The organism is Chryseobacterium cucumeris, assembly GCF_016775705.1.
GTDB lineage: Bacteria > Bacteroidota > Bacteroidia > Flavobacteriales > Weeksellaceae > Chryseobacterium > Chryseobacterium cupriresistens.
Window position 1 is genome coordinate 2,385,378 of the sequence record NZ_CP068760.1, and the last position, 16,377, is coordinate 2,401,754.

General features: G+C 37.6%; 18 protein-coding genes. 8 read left to right on the forward strand and 10 right to left on the reverse strand.

Annotated features, from left to right (window positions below; translation table 11 throughout):
- The 3 genes from lipB to JNG87_RS10800 all read left to right on the forward strand — a co-directional run bounded on the left by lipB (position 1) and on the right by JNG87_RS10800 (position 2,619).
- Positions 1-729: a lipoyl(octanoyl) transferase LipB gene (lipB, locus tag JNG87_RS10790; RefSeq protein ID WP_120230515.1), complete on the forward strand. Its 729-nt coding sequence runs from the start codon at positions 1-3 to the stop codon at positions 727-729.
- 548 nt (positions 730-1,277) lie between these two features.
- On the forward strand, positions 1,278-2,237 hold the full coding sequence (locus JNG87_RS10795) for a protein-glutamine glutaminase (RefSeq protein WP_202844099.1): 960 nt from the start codon (positions 1,278-1,280) through the stop codon (positions 2,235-2,237).
- A 106-nt stretch (positions 2,238-2,343) separates the two neighbouring features.
- The gene (locus tag JNG87_RS10800) at positions 2,344-2,619 is read left to right on the forward strand and encodes a hypothetical protein (protein WP_202844101.1); all 276 of its coding nucleotides are present in this window, start codon (positions 2,344-2,346) and stop codon (positions 2,617-2,619) included.
- Positions 2,620-2,625: 6 nt separating this feature from the next.
- Here JNG87_RS10800 and JNG87_RS10805 read toward each other — a convergent pair whose 3' ends face one another.
- On the reverse strand, positions 2,626-3,378 hold the full coding sequence (locus JNG87_RS10805) for an SDR family oxidoreductase (RefSeq protein WP_202844102.1): 753 nt from the start codon (positions 3,376-3,378) through the stop codon (positions 2,626-2,628).
- 235 nt (positions 3,379-3,613) lie between these two features.
- Between JNG87_RS10805 and JNG87_RS10810 the strand changes: the two genes are divergently transcribed.
- The 4 genes from JNG87_RS10810 (at position 3,614) to JNG87_RS10825 (ending at position 5,765) form a co-directional block, all read left to right on the forward strand.
- Positions 3,614-4,246 carry an NAD(P)H-dependent oxidoreductase gene (locus JNG87_RS10810; RefSeq protein WP_202844103.1) on the forward strand — a complete coding sequence of 211 codons (633 nt, stop codon included), beginning with the start codon at positions 3,614-3,616 and terminating at the stop codon, positions 4,244-4,246.
- Between the two features lie 32 nt (positions 4,247-4,278).
- Complete coding sequence (locus JNG87_RS10815; protein WP_202844104.1) at positions 4,279-4,716, forward strand: MarR family winged helix-turn-helix transcriptional regulator; 438 nt, start codon at positions 4,279-4,281, stop codon at positions 4,714-4,716.
- Positions 4,713-5,138, forward strand: a complete 426-nt coding sequence (locus JNG87_RS10820) for an organic hydroperoxide resistance protein (RefSeq protein WP_202844105.1) — start codon at positions 4,713-4,715, stop codon at positions 5,136-5,138. Before JNG87_RS10815 ends, JNG87_RS10820 begins: the two co-directional genes overlap by 4 nt.
- 192 nt (positions 5,139-5,330) lie before the next feature.
- Complete coding sequence (locus JNG87_RS10825; protein ID WP_123278017.1) at positions 5,331-5,765, forward strand: hypothetical protein; 435 nt, start codon at positions 5,331-5,333, stop codon at positions 5,763-5,765.
- Between the two features lie 46 nt (positions 5,766-5,811).
- Here JNG87_RS10825 and JNG87_RS10830 read toward each other — a convergent pair whose 3' ends face one another.
- The 9 genes from JNG87_RS10830 to JNG87_RS10870 all read right to left on the reverse strand — a co-directional run bounded on the left by JNG87_RS10830 (position 5,812) and on the right by JNG87_RS10870 (position 15,304).
- Entirely contained in the window at positions 5,812-6,447 is a 636-nt protein-coding gene (locus JNG87_RS10830) for a peptide deformylase (protein WP_202844107.1), read from the reverse strand.
- A 248-nt stretch (positions 6,448-6,695) separates the two neighbouring features.
- Entirely contained in the window at positions 6,696-7,568 is an 873-nt protein-coding gene (locus tag JNG87_RS10835; protein ID WP_202844109.1) for a ChaN family lipoprotein, read from the reverse strand.
- 115 nt (positions 7,569-7,683) lie between these two features.
- Positions 7,684-8,712: a hemin-degrading factor gene (locus tag JNG87_RS10840; RefSeq protein ID WP_202844111.1), complete on the reverse strand. Its 1,029-nt coding sequence runs from the start codon at positions 8,710-8,712 to the stop codon at positions 7,684-7,686.
- Between the two features lie 4 nt (positions 8,713-8,716).
- Positions 8,717-9,367: a class I SAM-dependent methyltransferase gene (locus JNG87_RS10845; protein ID WP_202844113.1), complete on the reverse strand. Its 651-nt coding sequence runs from the start codon at positions 9,365-9,367 to the stop codon at positions 8,717-8,719.
- A 2-nt stretch (positions 9,368-9,369) separates the two neighbouring features.
- Complete coding sequence (locus JNG87_RS10850; RefSeq protein WP_202844114.1) at positions 9,370-10,143, reverse strand: heme ABC transporter ATP-binding protein; 774 nt, start codon at positions 10,141-10,143, stop codon at positions 9,370-9,372.
- Entirely contained in the window at positions 10,143-11,183 is a 1,041-nt protein-coding gene (locus JNG87_RS10855; RefSeq protein WP_202844116.1) for a FecCD family ABC transporter permease, read from the reverse strand. The genes JNG87_RS10850 and JNG87_RS10855 overlap by 1 nt, the downstream gene beginning before the upstream one ends.
- A complete protein-coding gene (locus JNG87_RS10860) occupies positions 11,167-12,045 on the reverse strand; it encodes a hemin ABC transporter substrate-binding protein (protein ID WP_202844117.1) in 879 nt (292 codons plus the stop codon). Before JNG87_RS10860 ends, JNG87_RS10855 begins: the two co-directional genes overlap by 17 nt.
- Before the next feature lie 21 nt (positions 12,046-12,066).
- Positions 12,067-13,182, reverse strand: a complete 1,116-nt coding sequence (locus tag JNG87_RS10865; RefSeq protein WP_238349711.1) for an HmuY family protein — start codon at positions 13,180-13,182, stop codon at positions 12,067-12,069.
- Between the two features lie 16 nt (positions 13,183-13,198).
- Positions 13,199-15,304 (reverse strand): TonB-dependent receptor plug domain-containing protein, encoded by a 2,106-nt coding sequence (locus tag JNG87_RS10870; RefSeq protein WP_202844118.1) that lies wholly within the window; start codon positions 15,302-15,304, stop codon positions 13,199-13,201.
- Between the two features lie 95 nt (positions 15,305-15,399).
- Between JNG87_RS10870 and JNG87_RS10875 the strand changes: the two genes are divergently transcribed.
- On the forward strand, positions 15,400-16,206 hold the full coding sequence (locus JNG87_RS10875) for a T9SS-dependent choice-of-anchor J family protein (RefSeq protein ID WP_202844119.1): 807 nt from the start codon (positions 15,400-15,402) through the stop codon (positions 16,204-16,206).
- Positions 16,207-16,377 lie beyond the last annotated feature (171 nt).

Genomic DNA, 16,377 nt, shown 5'->3' on the forward strand with positions numbered 1-16,377 from the left:
ATGAATACAAATCAAAATAAAGCAGTAGAATTTGAAGATTTAGGAGTCAAAGAATATCAGCCTGCCTGGGATTATCAGGAACAGCTGATGAAAAACATCATTGATACCAAAATAAAAAACAGAGATCTTCCTGCAGAACAGCATAGTATAACTCCCAACCACCTTCTTTTCGTAGAGCATCCTCACGTGTACACGTTAGGAAAAAGCGGACATGAAGAAAATATGCTTGCCGGTATTGATAAGCTGAAAGAAATTGAGGCTACCTTCGTGAAAGTAAACCGCGGTGGAGATATTACCTATCATGGCTATGGACAAGTTGTAGGTTATCCTATTCTGGATCTTGAAAATTTTTTCACTGATATTCATTTATATATGAGGAATCTGGAAGAAGTGATCATCAGAACCATTGCCGAATATGGTATTAAAGGAGAACGCTCGCCGGGAGAGACCGGAGTATGGCTGGATGTGGGAAAACCATACGCCAGAAAAATGTGTGCCATGGGAGTGAAAGCTTCCCGTTGGGTAACTCTTCACGGCTTTGCACTAAATGTGAATACGGATATGCGTTATTTTGAATACATTATTCCGTGTGGGATCAAAGATAAGCAGGTTACTTCGTTAAAAAGAGAGCTTGAAAGGGAACTCACTCCGGAAGAAATGGAAGAACTGAAAGCAAAGATCAGAAAGCATTTTGCAGACGTTTTCCAGGCAAAATTGATTTATAAATAGTCAAGTTTACTACAATATAACAAACCCGGTTTCAACTATTGAAACCGGGTTTATAGTTTTATGATAATGTTATTTTTATTCGCTTACACTATCCACAACGTTTGTAATTCCGCAGGATCTATACCTCAAAATCTATTTTAAAATTCTTCTTGCTTTTCAGAATTCTACTATTATTGAGACATTTTTTAGATTTGATCCGTATTACATAGTTTAGATTCCTACGGAATGGACAAAGTATAAATAGACTTATCTTATTGAAGAACATTTGTATGTCAGGAATAAACTATCCATCCACCTTGTCCATTCCGTAGGAATCCAGATCTCGAAATTCTATTTTAAAATTTTCTATGTTTCAAAATTCTACTATTAAAAAACTAAGGTTTTTTAGTTGTTTTCAATATTATAAAATCAATAAAACAACGAAATAATGTATTTTTTTCAAAAAAATTCTTGCATATATTTTAATTTTTATTACTTTTAATGTCACAAATAAGTGAACTATCATAATTAAAAAGTTCACTGAAAACTAACCACAAAATATAAAAACTATGAAAAAATTTCTGTTATCCATGATGGTATTCGTGACGGTACTGTCAGTGAATTCCTGCTCAGATTCAGCTGCCAACCAGGATCCTAATCTTGTAGCCAAGGAGTCTAATGAAATTGCAATGAAAGATTTCGGCAAAACTGTTCCGGTAGGGATTGAAAAAGAAGATGGAAAATTTAAAATCTCATTTATGGTTACTGCACAGCCGTATGAAATTGCGGACAGTAAAGAGAATGCAGGTTATATCTCCATGATCAGACAGGCTGTTGAAAACGAAACTCCTGTTCATGTTTTCCTTAAAGCTAATACCAATAAAATTGCAAAAGTAGAAAAAGCAACTGCTGATGACATCCGTTATTTCAAATCGGTATTCAACAAAGAAGAAAGAGGAGAAAGTAACAAGGCAGTAAGTGTTATTCCTAATCTTGCTACATTAAACAGTCTTTTTACCCAGATCAAAAACCAGGCTTGTGGAACTTCTACGGCATCTTCACCATGTATCACATTCAGATATCCGGTGGATGGATGCTATGCAAGAGCCCACAAAATGAGACAGATCCTTTTGAATGCAGGCTATGATTGCGAAAAGCAATTCGTGTATGGTAACCTTAGAGCGTCTACCGGAACATGCTGCGTTTCATGGGTATATCACGTAGCCATTTTGGTAAGCTTCAAAAATGCATCAGGAATTGTTGAGAAAAGAATCATTGATCCGTCATTATTCTCCAGCGGACCGGTAACCGATTCTGCATGGAGAGTTGCTTGCACCAACACAAGCTGTGGGTCTGCTTCAGTATCTTCTTATGCCAATACTGCAGGAAACGTATACTACAGAAGTCCATCAGGATCTCTGTTATATGATAACAATTATGTGAATACCAACTGTGTATTGAACATATTCTCATCCCTTTCCGGATGTTCTCCTTCCCCTGCACCTAGTGTAGCGAGCTGTGGATTCTAACTAATTTATATAGAGCTCCTGCCGATATTTTGATATATTGCAGGAGCTTTTTTACTTAATCCTTTTTATTATGAAAGCCTGGTCCTGTTTACTATTACTTTTTATTATGATTACATCGTGTTCCGGTAATTCCACTCCGCAGAATTTAACCTGGTATAATAATGCCACTATTTCCGATATTACTGAAGATCCGGACAAACCCAATGAAGTGGTGCGTGTCGCTATTGGAATCAGTGCGCAGGTTTTTTATCTCTCTAAAAAGTCACCGGAATATAAGAGCCTGATGGAAAAAGCAACCCAAAGCTTAAAAAAAAGTAAGGTCTATAATATTGGTATTGAAAATAAAACCAATATCATCAAAGAAATTAAAGAGGTCAAATAACCCGGATTATCTGATCACAGAAATTCCGGCATCCACTTTTATCTCCGCTCCATGGATATAGGACGCTTCTTCTGAAGCCAGAAACAGAACTACACTGGCTATTTCTGAAGGCTCTCCCTGTCTTTTAAAAGGAATTGTCGGAATAATATCACCAATAGCGCTTTCTATCTGCTCTCCGGTTAAACCAGTATTATTAAAAATATTGGTTTTGATATGTCCGGGACTTACTCCATTCACACGGATTCCACGTTCTGTAAGTTCTACAGCAAAAGTTTTGATCATTGACTGCACTGCAGATTTGGCTGCAGAATACACCGAAAAATTAGGCATCGCAATATCCGTTGCCACGGAAGTATTGAAAATAACGGAGCTGCCGTTTTTCATTAATGGCAACACCTGCTGTACCGTAAAAAACGGACCTTTCACCAGCATATTAAATAATTCGTCAAACTGATTTTCATCCACATATTCCACAGGTGCAAATCTTCCGTATCCTGCATTGGCAAAAACCAGATCAATATGTTCTGTATATTTTCTGATTTCATGCTGCAGCTTCATAAGGTCTTTCATATTTCCGGCATTGGAAACAATTCCCAAAGCCTTTTCTCCAAGTTTCTCTAAAGCACTATTCACCGTTTCTTCACTTCTTCCGGTAATGATCACAGATCCTCCTTCTTCAATGAATTTCTGAGCGGTAGCCAAACCCATCCCATTGGTTCCTCCGGTAATTAAAGCGGTTTTGTTTTTAAATCTCTGCATTGTTTTAAGTTTAAAATTCTACGGCAAAGATTGGAATACTACGGCTTTGAAAAAATCCAGTTCTTGTGGAATTGAATGGAAAGGCAAAAAGTTCATCAATGATTGTTATCAATAAAATCATTCAAAATTAAATTGCGCACAATTAAATTGGTTATATATTTGTATCGTTAATTGAGTCAGTTCAAAACTGACATTTAATCATCAATAAGTAGTTTAATTTAAAACAAAAAGAAAAATGTCATTAATAGAAAATCTAAACTGGAGACATGCTGTAAAAGCTTATGATCCGACCAAAAAAGTATCACAGGAAGACCTTAATACGATTTTAGAATCAGCAAGACTGGCTCCTACTTCATCGGGCTTACAACCGTTCAGAATTATTGTAGTGGAAAACCAGGAACTGAAAGAAAAAATGGTGGCGGGTGCATTAAACCCTGAAGTAATGAGAGATTCTTCTCACGTTTTGGTCTTTGCAGCATGGGACAGTTATTCTAATGAAAAAATTGACAAAGTTTACGATTATCATACGGATGTAAGGGATCTTCCAAGAGGCCGCTTTGGAAGCTATACCGATAAAATTAAAGAAATATACGGTGCGCAGACTCCTGAAGAGCATTTTGCCCACACTGCCCGCCAGACTTATATTGCCTTAGGAATTGCGCTTGCACAGGCTGCAGAACTTAAAATCGACAGTACTCCGGCGGAAGGATTCAGCAATGATGTTGTGGATGAAGTACTGGGACTAAGAGAACTGGGATTAAAAAGTGTAAGCCTTTTATATCTTGGATACCGTGACGAAGCTAATGACTGGCTTTCTACTATGAAAAAAGTCAGAATTCCAATGGATGAATTTATCATAAAAAAGTAATACCTTCATCGAATCTTTCGTACCCCAAAATTATGGAAAATCCGAAAACACCTAAACTGGAAAACCAGATTTGTTTCCCATTGTATGTCATTGCCAAAGAGATTACAGGGCTTTACCGTCCTTTTCTTGATGAACTGGGCATTACCTATCCGCAATATCTTGTGATGATGATATTATGGGACGGTGACGGACTTACGGTAACCCATATCGGAGAAAAACTGTTTCTGGACAGTGGTACTTTGACCCCTCTTCTTAAAAGGCTGGAGTCTAAAGGATTTATTATCCGAAAAAGAAAAAAAGAGGACGAAAGAGTGGTTGAAGTATTTTTAGACGAAGCAGGAAAACAGCTTCAGCAAAAGGCTTGTGAAATTCCGGGAAAAATTCAGGAAAAACTGGGAATACAACCGGAAGAGCTGCTGCACCTTAAAGAAACAGTCTTAAAAATATTAAACAAAATAGAAAATAAATGAAAACATTATATACCACTCAGGTCACTGCAAAAGGAGGAAGAAACGGACATGTGAAAAGTGAAAACGGAGTGCTGGATCTTGATGTAAGAATGCCGAAAGCTTTAGGAGGAGCCAATGATGATTTTGCCAATCCTGAAATGCTTTTTGCAGCGGGATATTCTGCGTGTTTCGACAGCGCTCTGAACAGAGTGATCAGTCTTTCTAAAGTAAAAACCGGAGAAACTACAGTAACCGCTCAAGTCAGCATAGGCCAGCTTGAGAATGGAGGCTTCGGACTAGCAGCAGAACTGGATGTGAACATCCCTGGAGTTTCTATTGAGGAAGCACAGGCTTTGACAGAAAAAGCACACCAGATCTGTCCTTATTCTAATGCGACCAGAAATAATATGGAGGTGAAACTATCAGTCACCAACAACGATTAATCCAATTTTTTTAAGCATAGTTATAACGAAAGGAGCTGTTTCCATGGAAACAGCTCCTTTTTATTTTTTTATTTTCCCGCTGATTTCAATGATGGCGCAGATCATTGAGGCTATTTTTTTATATATAGTGTTTATGAATGTCATTCGTCATTTATAACCCAATATGATATTAAAATAGAGTAATTTTGTGTCATGGAAATCATTATAGATATTGTATGCCAGGTGTATGCAGGGCAAAAATCAAGAAAGACGATTGATCTTGTTCTAAACACATTCCTTCCCGGATATGAAAAATTAAATCTCGATTATACTTTCCCAAGGCACGACAAAGATTATATTTTTAAAACAGAAGACGAAATGATTGGTTATTTCATCGAAAATCCTGCCCTTGACCAAACTTTTTACTGGAATAAATATCATGATAATCCAGACAAAATAATGGTGGGTGCCAATATTACAGATGATGACAGGCTTATTATGAGCCTAACAATGGACACCACGGAAGAGAAAAGAGATATGTACTTCAATAAGCTAAAAGAAGTTTTACAATCAGATATCGGGGTAATTACCTATGTGTATCCCGCAGGTTATGAAGATGGAGAAGATTTTATTATAAAATATGGATAGTATTCAATCTTATCATCATTCATAACTTATCATTTATAATTCGTAATTACCTCCTGTCTTTATTTACGTCACTTTTCTGATAGGCATCTACCTTTTTATAAGAATCGTTTTTTTCTTTTTCCTTTTTATCGGAAATCAGGATTCCGAAAAGATGGTCGATTTCATGCTGGAAAATCACCGCAGTAAAACCTTCTACAATTTCTGAATATTTCTGTCCTTTCAAATCCACATATTCCAGTTGGATAACTTTGCTTCTGTAGAACTGATCTCTGAAATCAGGAATAGATAAATCTCCTTCGGGACCAAGATTCTGCAGATCGGAACGCCATACAATGACCGGGTTAATAAAATATTCCAGCGGTGTTCCTTCCTTATCAAAACGCTGCACCCAGATAATCTTTCTGTTGATTCCCACTTGTGGGGCTGCAATACCTACTCCGCCATCTGTTGAAAGAAGAGATTCTTTCATCCTTTTTACCAGAACAGCGGTGTTAGGATCAAGAGGATCAGCTTCTGAAGAAATACTCAGCAAGGTTTTATGCTGATTGACATCTGTTGTCTGATAGATAGGCAACGCCCTATTAACATCTCCCTGATTGATGATGGAAAGTTCATTGGAAGTCAGTTTTTGTGCATTGAACAATCCGATAAAAAAGATCAGCAGAATGGGGATTTTTTTCATATGTTTTGAATGTTATACAAAGGTAAATATTGTGGAATAAAAATGATTATAGAACGCTGATTTTTATGTTTTGGCTAAAGCCAATAGAAGTTAGCATAAAAAATAAACGGGCTAAAGCCCGTTTCTATTGAATTGAATGTAAGTAATTGATTTTTGTCATTCTGAAAGGAATGCAATGGATTGAAGAATCTCATAATTAATTAACAGTGAGATTCTTCCTTCGTCAGAATGACACTTTTGTGAAAAAATTAAAAAGTCTTTGTCATATCCGCAGGGATCATCAGATTGAAATCTGTCGGGATATAATCTTTAGTCGGAACTTTCAATTCAGGATCGTCCGATTCAAAAACAGAAATTACGGCCATTTTCAAATTAGGATTTTTCTGTTTGATGTACCAATAAATTCCACCAAATTCTTTACTGTGGTAGTTTCCATTATAGTGGATGAAGGTTTTTCCCGCCTGGTAATTTTTCAGGATAGATTCAGCCATTGTAGCATCTTTTGTAGCCTGAGCTGAAATAAAATTCATCACTTTGGTTCCTTCTGCATGATCTCCCATCATCTTTTTCATTTCCGGATAGCCAGGAGTGTCTAAAGTCACTTTAATCGGCAGCTGTGCAATGTAGGTTTTCTCTTTTTCGCTTAATTTATTCAAGGATTCAAGACCTTCTTTTGCCGTTTGAGAGGCATATCTTCTCGGGATATTCGTGGCAATAAAATTCAGTTTTTTATCTTTCGCAAAATCCACTAAAGGCTTGTAATCAGTTGCATAATTGTTCCACAAACGGGCAGAATCTTTTAATGTTTTTGCATCAAATTTTCCGTTTAAATATTGATCCAGCTGCGTCTGGTTATCTCTTTCAAACATTTCCGCTCCTAAGATCAGCTGTCCGTTCTTTTTCGCAAACAGCGCTTCTGTAATTTTAAGCTGAAGCCAATGATTGATGGAACTGTTATGATTTTCGCCAAAAAAGACCACATCATAATCTGCCAGTTCTTTTACCAGCTTTTCTGTCTTTACTTCTTTTCCTTTTTTATCATAAAACTGATATGCTTTTAAATCCTGTGCTTTCAATGCACAGAAACCAGCCAGCAGTATCGCTATGAAAATATGTTTCATTTTTTTATATTTAGTCACAAATTACACAAATATTCCTGCACTTGCAGATTGTTTCAATAAAAAAGACCGCTTTGAATTTTACAAACAAAACGGTCTCATTCAAATCATCTAATTATTATTTCTCTAAAGCTGCTACAAGGTCCTTCCACTCCTGAAGCTCAGGAATTCCAGGTTTTCTTTTTCCGAAGAACTGAACGATAAAGTCTCCTTCTTTGTTGAATACTTCGATAGCGGTTACCTCTCCGTCTTCAGTCGGTTTTTTCACGATCCACGCTTCTGCAATTTTCGTTACGTCAAGATGTAAGTTGAAATCAGGATCCATTACATTGAACCATTGCTGGTGCCAAAGTGTTTTCTTCACATTTCCTGTGTGGATCTGGATAATCCCTCTGTTTCCAACGAAAACCATGATTGGAACGTTCTTTTCAGAAGCATCTTCAAGGATATTCACCACTTTCGCATTATCAATTTTCTTAGCAAATCCTTCCGGAGCCAATCTTAATGCCTGCGTTCTGCTTACTCCATATTTTCTGGTCATCATGAAGAAATCATGAGTATCTTTCAATTCTGTCCAGGCTTTTTTAAAGCCTTCTACATCAATGTCTGAATCTGCTTTTTCAGCCTGTTTTGGAGCGATTGCTTCAAAAGCCAATGCCTGATTCTGATCTTCTGCTCTGAATTTTTCTACGATCGCATCGAAAGCAGCTTCATTACTGTCCTTTGTCAGATAAATCTTGTGAAGTGCCAGACCATCTTTTCCGAAAAACTGAAGGCTTTTCTTCTCTCCTTCCAGTACTGCAAAAGCAAATTTCCAGTGGTTAAGGAAAATTCTGAGATCGATATCTTCACCCACAAAAAGCTGTGCATGAGGGCTGCTGAAGTCTCCGTTCAGGTAAGTCCCTTTTCTTTCATGAACACATTCATCATTACGGGTAAGCGCCATTACTTTTCCTAACTGCTCAGCTTCTGTAAGGATTCCCTGGAAATCCGGGTTCAGGACAGTTACTCCTTCTCCTATGCTTGTTGCCAATAATTCTGCCTCACTTACTTCTAACTGTGCTGCTGCATTTCTTATTCTGATATGTGGATTTTCTGCTTTCAGAGCTTCCCATTTTTCCTTTAAATCATTAACTAATGTGCTCATTACTTTACTTTTTTATGGTTAAAATTGTATAAATTCTTCGTATCGTTTCGTTTCCTGTTTTACTTTTTATTTCTTCTTCTCTTTCAGAAGTTTTCATTCTCTTAAAATGACTTTTTGAAATCAGCTCTTCCATTTCGCTGTTGTTGTACAGAGTGAAATCATACTCTGTAAATGGAAGCTTTTCCATGAATTTTTTTTGTCCGAATGTAAGAACGAATGTTCCGTCATCTTTTAAAACCCTGTAGATTTCGTTTAAGAATTCCACGGGATTTTCCCAGAAGTATACGGTATTGACTGTAAATATTTTATCAAAAGTTTCATCTTTGAAAGGAAGTTTCTTCCCTTCGTATAAAACAAATTCCGCCTGACTTTCAAATTCTTTATTGAGCCTTTTGGCTTCATTGTGCATGGTTTCAGAAATGTCAATCCCTGTGTATTTCAGGTTTTTGGCAAGGTTCATGATACTTTTCAGGTGTGCGGCATTCCCGTGTCCTATTTCAAGGATTTGCTGGCCGTCATCAATCACAAGTGTTTTGATACTTTCTAACGTCATGCTGATGTTAGTGGCATTCATCATTTCACCAATCTCAATGCCTTTTTCACCCTGAGGGTTGGCAAGATTCTGTGCGAGGATTTTGAGTTCTTCTTTTTCCATGGTTATCCAAAAATGATCATTGGGTTATTGGTAATAGGGTGCCCGCAGATGGTACAGGGAAAATTATAGGCATTGCTGATATTTTCTTCAGTAAAAACTTCCTGTGGGGTTCCATAGGCAGAAACCTGTCCTGATTTCATTAATAAAATCTTATCTGCAAACTGTGCAGCAAGGTTCAGATCATGTAAAACGACAATAGCACTGTTGGCTTTTTTGGTGAAATTTTTGATAATTTCCAATGCTTTATATTGATGTTTTATATCTAAATTATTCAAAGGTTCGTCCAGAAAAACCAGTTTGTGGGCAATTCCATTTTCAAGCTGAGCCATTACTCTGGAAAGATGTACACGCTGTTTTTCTCCACCTGAAAGGGTGTTGTATTCTCTTTCTTTCAGATGAAAAATATCGGTTTCGTACATCATATTGTTCATGGCTTCAAGATCTTCTTTTCCGGGCTGGGCATCAAAATAAGGATACCTTCCCATCATGATCACGTCCTTCACTTCAAGCGGAATATCATGGCTGTTATGCTGCGAGAACTTGGCTTTGTGTTTTGAAAGTTCCTGAATATTCCATTCTCTGATCGGTTTATTTTTAAACAAGACCTTGTTATGGCCGGACTTCACTTCATCTGCCAATACACTCAGAAGACTTGACTTCCCTGCTCCGTTCGGTCCCACAATAGCCAGAAATTCACCGTATTCCAGGGAGACATCTACCCCGTCCAGAATCCGGAATTCTTTATGTTGATAATTAATCTGGTGTGCCTTAATCATTACAGTGATTTTTTAAATTTAACCAAAATGGCGATAAAAATAGGGCCTCCCATTAAGGCTGTTAAAATCCCTATCGGCAGTTCTGACGGTGCCACAATACTTCTGCTGAAGGTATCTGCCGTTAATAACAAAATACTTCCGCACATCGCTGATAATGGCAAAATAAAAACATAATTAGATTTAAATAAAAGCCTTAAAATATAGGGTACAATAAGCCCTACAAAACCAATTGTTCCTGAAAATGCCACGCAGGTTCCCACCATTAATGCCACGGTGATGATGATCTGTTTTTTCAGTCTTTCCACATTGATTCCCAGATGTTGTGCATCTTTCTCTCCCAGCATCATTGCATTCAATGCTTTTCCTTTTGGAAGTAAAATAATGTAAGCAATAATTGCAACAATAGCCAGAATAATATTTTTCGTCCATGTAGCGGCAGCCAGACTTCCTAAATTCCAGAAAGTAAGATCTCTCAGCTGCTCATCTTTTGAGATATAGATCAAAAATCCGGTTATCGAAAACCCGATAGCTGTTATGGCAACTCCGGTAAGCAGCATCATCACTACATTGGTTTTTCCTCCGCTTGTTGAAATTCTGTAGACCAGCATCATGGATAAAAAAGAACCGATAAAAGCGGCTATTCCTACCAGTGAAAATTGTACAGCTTCAGGAAGATATTCTTTGAAATGTCCTCCTAAAACAATCGCAATAGCTGCCAGCAATGTTGCTCCTGATGTAAGTCCTATTAAATCTCCCGTTGCCAGAGGATTCTTGAAAAGTCCCTGAAGACTTGTTCCTGAAACCGACAACATACTTCCTATTAAAATGGCCATGATAATTCTGGCGGCTCTTACGTCCCAGATCACATATTTATCACTGAGTGACAAACCGGAATCTCCTTTTATAAATTGCCACAGAGCCCTGAACCGAGAGTTTTCTCCGAAATCATAGACTCCTGTATTAAGTGACAGCACTGCTATAATGACAAGCAGTACCGCACTTATAACAAGATAAAAGTATAGTTTACTTGGTGCTTTCAATTAAAAGTTTGTTTAATCCTACTGCTGCTTCTCCTACTCTTGGTCCAAAACCCGATACCAAACCTCCGTCCATTGCAATGATTTTCTTGTTTTTACCTGCATTAGTCTGAGATACTCCCGGCATTTTTAGCGCACCTTCGTTTCCTCCTGCTCCCTGTAAACCGGTTTCAAAGAAGAATAATACATCAGGATTAGCTTTTACAACGGCTTCCGGTGTCAATGGTTTGAAATCTTCAAAATCAGTCACTGCATTTTCTCCTCCTGCAAGAGTGATCAATGAAGCCATTGGGGTATTTTTACCACTCACCATCAGCATATTTCCTCTTGCGTAGATGAACAATACCTTGGGCTTTTTAGCAATAGGCTGTACTTGCTTTAAGTCAGCATCAATTTTATCGTTTAGTTTCTGATAATCTGTATTTCCGATCGCTTTTGCTACCTGTTCGATCAGTTTTTTAGTTCCTTCAACCGTATATTCCTGTTTAAAAACTTCGGTTTGAATCCCTGAGGATTTGATTTTCCCCATTAATTCCGGGTTGATATCTTTATCAGAAGCAAGAATCAATGTTGGGTTTACAGCCATGATCGGTTCAATTGTCATTGATCTCATGTGTCCTAAATCTTTCGCTGTAGCTTTTAATGAGGCAGGATAGGTACTGGTAACATCAGTTCCCACTATTTCTTTCTCGTGGCCTAAAGCAGCTACGATTTCAGTAATTCCTCCGTTTAATGTTACTATTTTATTGTTGGTTTTGGGTGCTTCTGAAATGGCTTCTGTTGTATTTTCTTTTGCTCCTGTCTCTGCTTTTTTGCAAGAATATACTGCTACAAGAACAGAAGCTGCAAGGATGAATTTTTTCATGATATACTATTATTTGATTATTTATAAAGGTTCGAATTCAAAATTGGTGTATCCTCTTTCTCCTTTTGTATTTTTCATGGTATTGAATCTCAGCTTGAAATAAAAGCCTTCAGCATCTTTCAATACAAAAAAACGGTCTGCATACACAAAAGGAACAGGATTGGATGCTGTACCGGTAGTGGTTCTCCATTTATCGCCGATAGCCCTCTGGTCATTGAAAACAAATTTTGAAGACTCTACATCTTTTAGTTTAAATGCATTGTAAGCAGCATCAAGATTTCCTGTAACTGTTACCTGGTAAGCACCTACTCCATTCAAAGTATTGGTTGTTACAAAATCTGCATAAAAATAGCTACCTGCACTGGTTGTAGGTCCCATGAAAACTTCATTGGTAAATGTTGTGAATGCCAGATCCCATTTCTTTTTCTTTGGCTGAATTTTTACCGGGGTTCCTGTTTTCAGATTGAAGAATGAGAAGCTGTATTCTGTATCTTTGGTAATGATATATTCTTTGATGTCTGCTTCTGCTGCATTCACGTCAGCATAACGGATTTTGTATCCATTCTGAGCTCTCAGAATCTGAATTTTTTTCCATCCTCTCGGATCACCGGACAATGAAACTGAACCTGCCCCGATATTGTTAGCAGAAGGTATTTCTCTCCCAAGATTGATCAGATAAACTGGGTTATCAGCATCATTTTCTTTGATGGCATCAATTCCTGAAGTCTGATTTAAGAAGTCTCCGTTCGGATTGTCAACATATTTCATATTGGCAGCATCAAATGTTCCTACCTGAGCAATATCTTTTAAACTTGAAATATCAGCTTCTTTTACTTTACTAATGTCTGATGCGTTGGGTATTTTGACCACCGTCATGGCAAGAGATCCGTTCATGATCACTCTGTATGCGTCGCCGTTGTAAAAACCAAGATCCCAGTCTGTCCTGCTGTTGACCGCCGGATTGGTGTAGTCACTTAAATCGATCCAAACCTGGTTAGGTTCTGTGGGGCCGCCAATTGGCACACTTACTTCAGATCCCGTCATAGGCGGAACCGGAACCGGATCTTCGTCTGCAGAAAGACAAGACTGTGTGGTTGCCATGATGGAAAGAACAGATATTATTTTTAAATACTTCATAATCTTAACTTATTATTTAAAATTGAAACATTAATCGGGCAAAATAGCTTCTGCCATAATATAAATTAACAAACCCGTTCGCAGCTGTATGAGCTGAACCGGCTACTGCCGTAGAGTTTAACCTTGTGACATCAAATATATTTTTCACTCCTGCAGAAATTTCAAAATGTTTCTTCCAGAATGGCTGGCTTACGATGAAATCCATCATATGGAAACTATCTATTTTTCCAAGGCGGAAGTCATTAGCTCCATCGGATACATAAATTCTGTCCGGACCTGTGAATTTGTAGTAAAGGGCAAAATTAGTGTCGGTACTTTTCAGTTTGTAATTTGCTGAAGCGCCTGCCTGTACCAGATACTGAAAGTCTGTTGGGGAAGAAGATTTCAAATCAATCATCGATACTGATGTTCCGTTTACTGATCCTCTTAAAGACAGGGCAAACTGATCTTTTCTGAAATCTACATTAGCGGAGAATAGTAGATTTTTATAGGTATTAAGGTTCATATATTTATAGGTGGAAGGCTCCTTTACCATTACCATTTCAATCCTGTCACGTACATCAAGGTATAATGCGTCTACTCCATAAGCGATCTTCCAGCCATTATCTGCTGAAAAGTTCTGATTCCAGAAAAGTCCTGCAGAGAATCCCTTTTCAGGATTCAAGTCCGGATTTCCCTGTACATCATGGTTAAGATTCACAAAATAAGTGTACAGCTCGTCATATTTAGGGAAGCGGTTAGCAGATCCCACAACTGCTCTAAGGTTTGAATTCTCAGAGGTTTTATATCTTGCTGATAAAGAATAGTTGTACTGATTATTAAAGTTTTCGCTAAGGGAAAGTCTTACTCCCGGTCTTAATGAAAATTTATCTGAAACATTCCATTCTGCAGAAAGGAAATTGGAGTAGGTGAAGATCTTTCTTTTTACCGCTTCACCGAAGAAATCTCCGGCAATCAAAGCAGCATAGCCATTGGTATAGTCTAATTCATATCCTAACTGGAAATCAAAAACCTTGCTGTCGAGGAAGTTGCTGAACATTCCTCTGGAGTAGATGACATCGGTCTTATAATAAGACTTTTCGTCCTGACGGCTCTTGATTTGTCTGTTCGGGATATCGTAATTATAGTCGTAGTATTTCCTGTCCTGGTTCTGATACGAGAAGTCTCCCATGTATCGGATATGTCCCAGATTAGTCTGAATATTGAACTGGTGAATCCATCGGTCGGTGTTATATCTTCTGTCTCTGCTTTCATACGAAACACCGCCCAACCCATCATTAAGAGGATTTCTGTTCACCTCCGGATTATAGAAATTGAATTTTTCGTCAAGATAAGACAACTTGTAAAAGAATGTCGTTTTATTTTTGGTATATCTTAATAAAGCAGAAGCATCATACTGATCTTTCGGGTTCCATTCATACCCTCTCTGGTTATCCTGTCCGAAATATTTGTAGCCTTTGCTTTCCCCTTCATATCCCATAAACTGGTTATGGTTGAAATTGATGCTGGCAAACCACTCATTGCTGATATTATAATCTACATTAAGGTTCTGAATATGCCTTCCGTTTCCTCTTTTTTTAAGATCATAGTTGTCCCTTACTGTTTCTTCCTGTATCGAACCTCTAACACTGATCTTTTTTGTACTGTTTTTTTTGGTAATAATGTTGATGACCCCGGCAACAGCTCCATTTCCATATTCAACCCCCATACTTCCTTTTACAATTTCTATTCTTTCGATATTGCTTAAGGTAATTTTGGTAAGGTCAATGTTACTTCCCAGCCCTGTATCCCCTACTACCGGAATATTGTCTATAAGGATCTTTACATAATCACCATTAAGCCCCATGATATTGGCGGTGGAATTTCCTGAGCGGGTATCCGGAGTGATCTGTATGTTAAGACTTTGATTCAAAACCTCGGCGACATTCGTTGCTGCCATATTTTTGATCTGTTCTGCATCAATAACATCAACCTTATATATCGATTTGTTAATGGACTGCTGCATGTACTGTCCTGTAATAACAACTTCTTCAATTTTCTTTTGATTAAGAGAATCCTTTTCTTGTGCATTTACCCATAAGGCCACGGATAATGATAGAACGGAAAGCACTTTCTTCTTCATAAGGGTACAAATTTTCAGCAAATATAAAACTTTATTTAGACTCATTAAAAATAATTATATATTTTTGTGGAATAATTCTAAATAAAAATAATATTATGAAATTACAATTACTTTTAGGAGCTCTGATGTTTACAGCCTTAACGGCGAATGCTCAGGTGTCTAACATCAATGAAAATTTCAACAATTTTACCGCTGGGAACACAACTTTCCCTCAGTTTGGATGGTCTGCCATTGTTGCACCCATCACCGGTGAGTTTCCTCCTGTACCTCCAAGAATGATTGTAGCAGGAGATTCCAACCGGTTTGTTCAGTCGTATGCAGGAAATAATGCTACAGGTTCATCTTACCTTATTACACCACAGATTGAAACTCCCACCGGAAACAAAACACTGACTTTCGATACTACTTTAGTGTCTCCGTCTCCCGGCCCTGGAAGCATTCAGATAGGAGTAGCATCCAACCCTGCAGATATGTCAACATTCGTTCCTGTAGGAAGCCCTATTAATGTAGCCACTATCGGCACCGTGCAGAATATCAGTGTTAATATTCCGGCATCCACAGGTTCATACATTGTATTTAAGTTCACTCCTACTGCTACTCACGTAGCAATCCAGGTGGATAATGTAGTGTATAACACGACCGCCTCTTTAGGCGTATCAGACAACCATAAATCGACAGAAAATTTCAGATTTGCCTTAAATTCTGATCAGTCTGCAATAGAATTCATTGTCAAAAAAGATCCTAAAAACATTCAGATTTATTCTGCAGCAGGCAGCAAAGTAGCTGAAGGAAAACTCAATGGAAGAAGTTTTGACATCAATACCCTTCAGACGGGTGTTTATTATATGAATATTGAGACTGCAGAAGGCAGATTGATCCAATCAAAATTCATCAAAAAATAAGGTTTATCAGACTATTATTGGCCTTTATTAAAGCCGGTAGGACTTTTTTTACCGGCTTTTCTATGTTCTGATTTTAGCATTTTTTTATGTGACTAAAATAAAAACACGATAAAAATCATGTTTTTATTTAGACTGATTAAAAATAATTATATAATTTTGTGGAATCATTCT

Coding starts and splice junctions, on each gene's coding strand:
- JNG87_RS10795 (WP_202844099.1), top strand. CDS start 1,278: ATGAAAAAATTTCTGTTATCCATGATGGTATTCGTGACGGTACTGTCA.
- JNG87_RS10825 (WP_123278017.1), top strand. CDS start 5,331: ATGGAAATCATTATAGATATTGTATGCCAGGTGTATGCAGGGCAAAAA.
- JNG87_RS10850 (WP_202844114.1), bottom strand. CDS start 10,143: ATGATTAAGGCACACCAGATTAATTATCAACATAAAGAATTCCGGATT.
- JNG87_RS10870 (WP_202844118.1), bottom strand. CDS start 15,304: ATGAAGAAGAAAGTGCTTTCCGTTCTATCATTATCCGTGGCCTTATGG.
- JNG87_RS10845 (WP_202844113.1), bottom strand. CDS start 9,367: ATGGAAAAAGAAGAACTCAAAATCCTCGCACAGAATCTTGCCAACCCT.
- JNG87_RS10815 (WP_202844104.1), top strand. CDS start 4,279: ATGGAAAATCCGAAAACACCTAAACTGGAAAACCAGATTTGTTTCCCA.
- JNG87_RS10875 (WP_202844119.1), top strand. CDS start 15,400: ATGAAATTACAATTACTTTTAGGAGCTCTGATGTTTACAGCCTTAACG.
- JNG87_RS10830 (WP_202844107.1), bottom strand. CDS start 6,447: ATGAAAAAAATCCCCATTCTGCTGATCTTTTTTATCGGATTGTTCAAT.
- JNG87_RS10865 (WP_238349711.1), bottom strand. CDS start 13,182: ATGAAGTATTTAAAAATAATATCTGTTCTTTCCATCATGGCAACCACA.
- JNG87_RS10820 (WP_202844105.1), top strand. CDS start 4,713: ATGAAAACATTATATACCACTCAGGTCACTGCAAAAGGAGGAAGAAAC.
- JNG87_RS10860 (WP_202844117.1), bottom strand. CDS start 12,045: ATGAAAAAATTCATCCTTGCAGCTTCTGTTCTTGTAGCAGTATATTCT.
- lipB (WP_120230515.1), top strand. CDS start 1: ATGAATACAAATCAAAATAAAGCAGTAGAATTTGAAGATTTAGGAGTC.
- JNG87_RS10835 (WP_202844109.1), bottom strand. CDS start 7,568: ATGAAACATATTTTCATAGCGATACTGCTGGCTGGTTTCTGTGCATTG.
- JNG87_RS10800 (WP_202844101.1), top strand. CDS start 2,344: ATGATTACATCGTGTTCCGGTAATTCCACTCCGCAGAATTTAACCTGG.
- JNG87_RS10810 (WP_202844103.1), top strand. CDS start 3,614: ATGTCATTAATAGAAAATCTAAACTGGAGACATGCTGTAAAAGCTTAT.
- JNG87_RS10805 (WP_202844102.1), bottom strand. CDS start 3,378: ATGCAGAGATTTAAAAACAAAACCGCTTTAATTACCGGAGGAACCAAT.
- JNG87_RS10840 (WP_202844111.1), bottom strand. CDS start 8,712: ATGAGCACATTAGTTAATGATTTAAAGGAAAAATGGGAAGCTCTGAAA.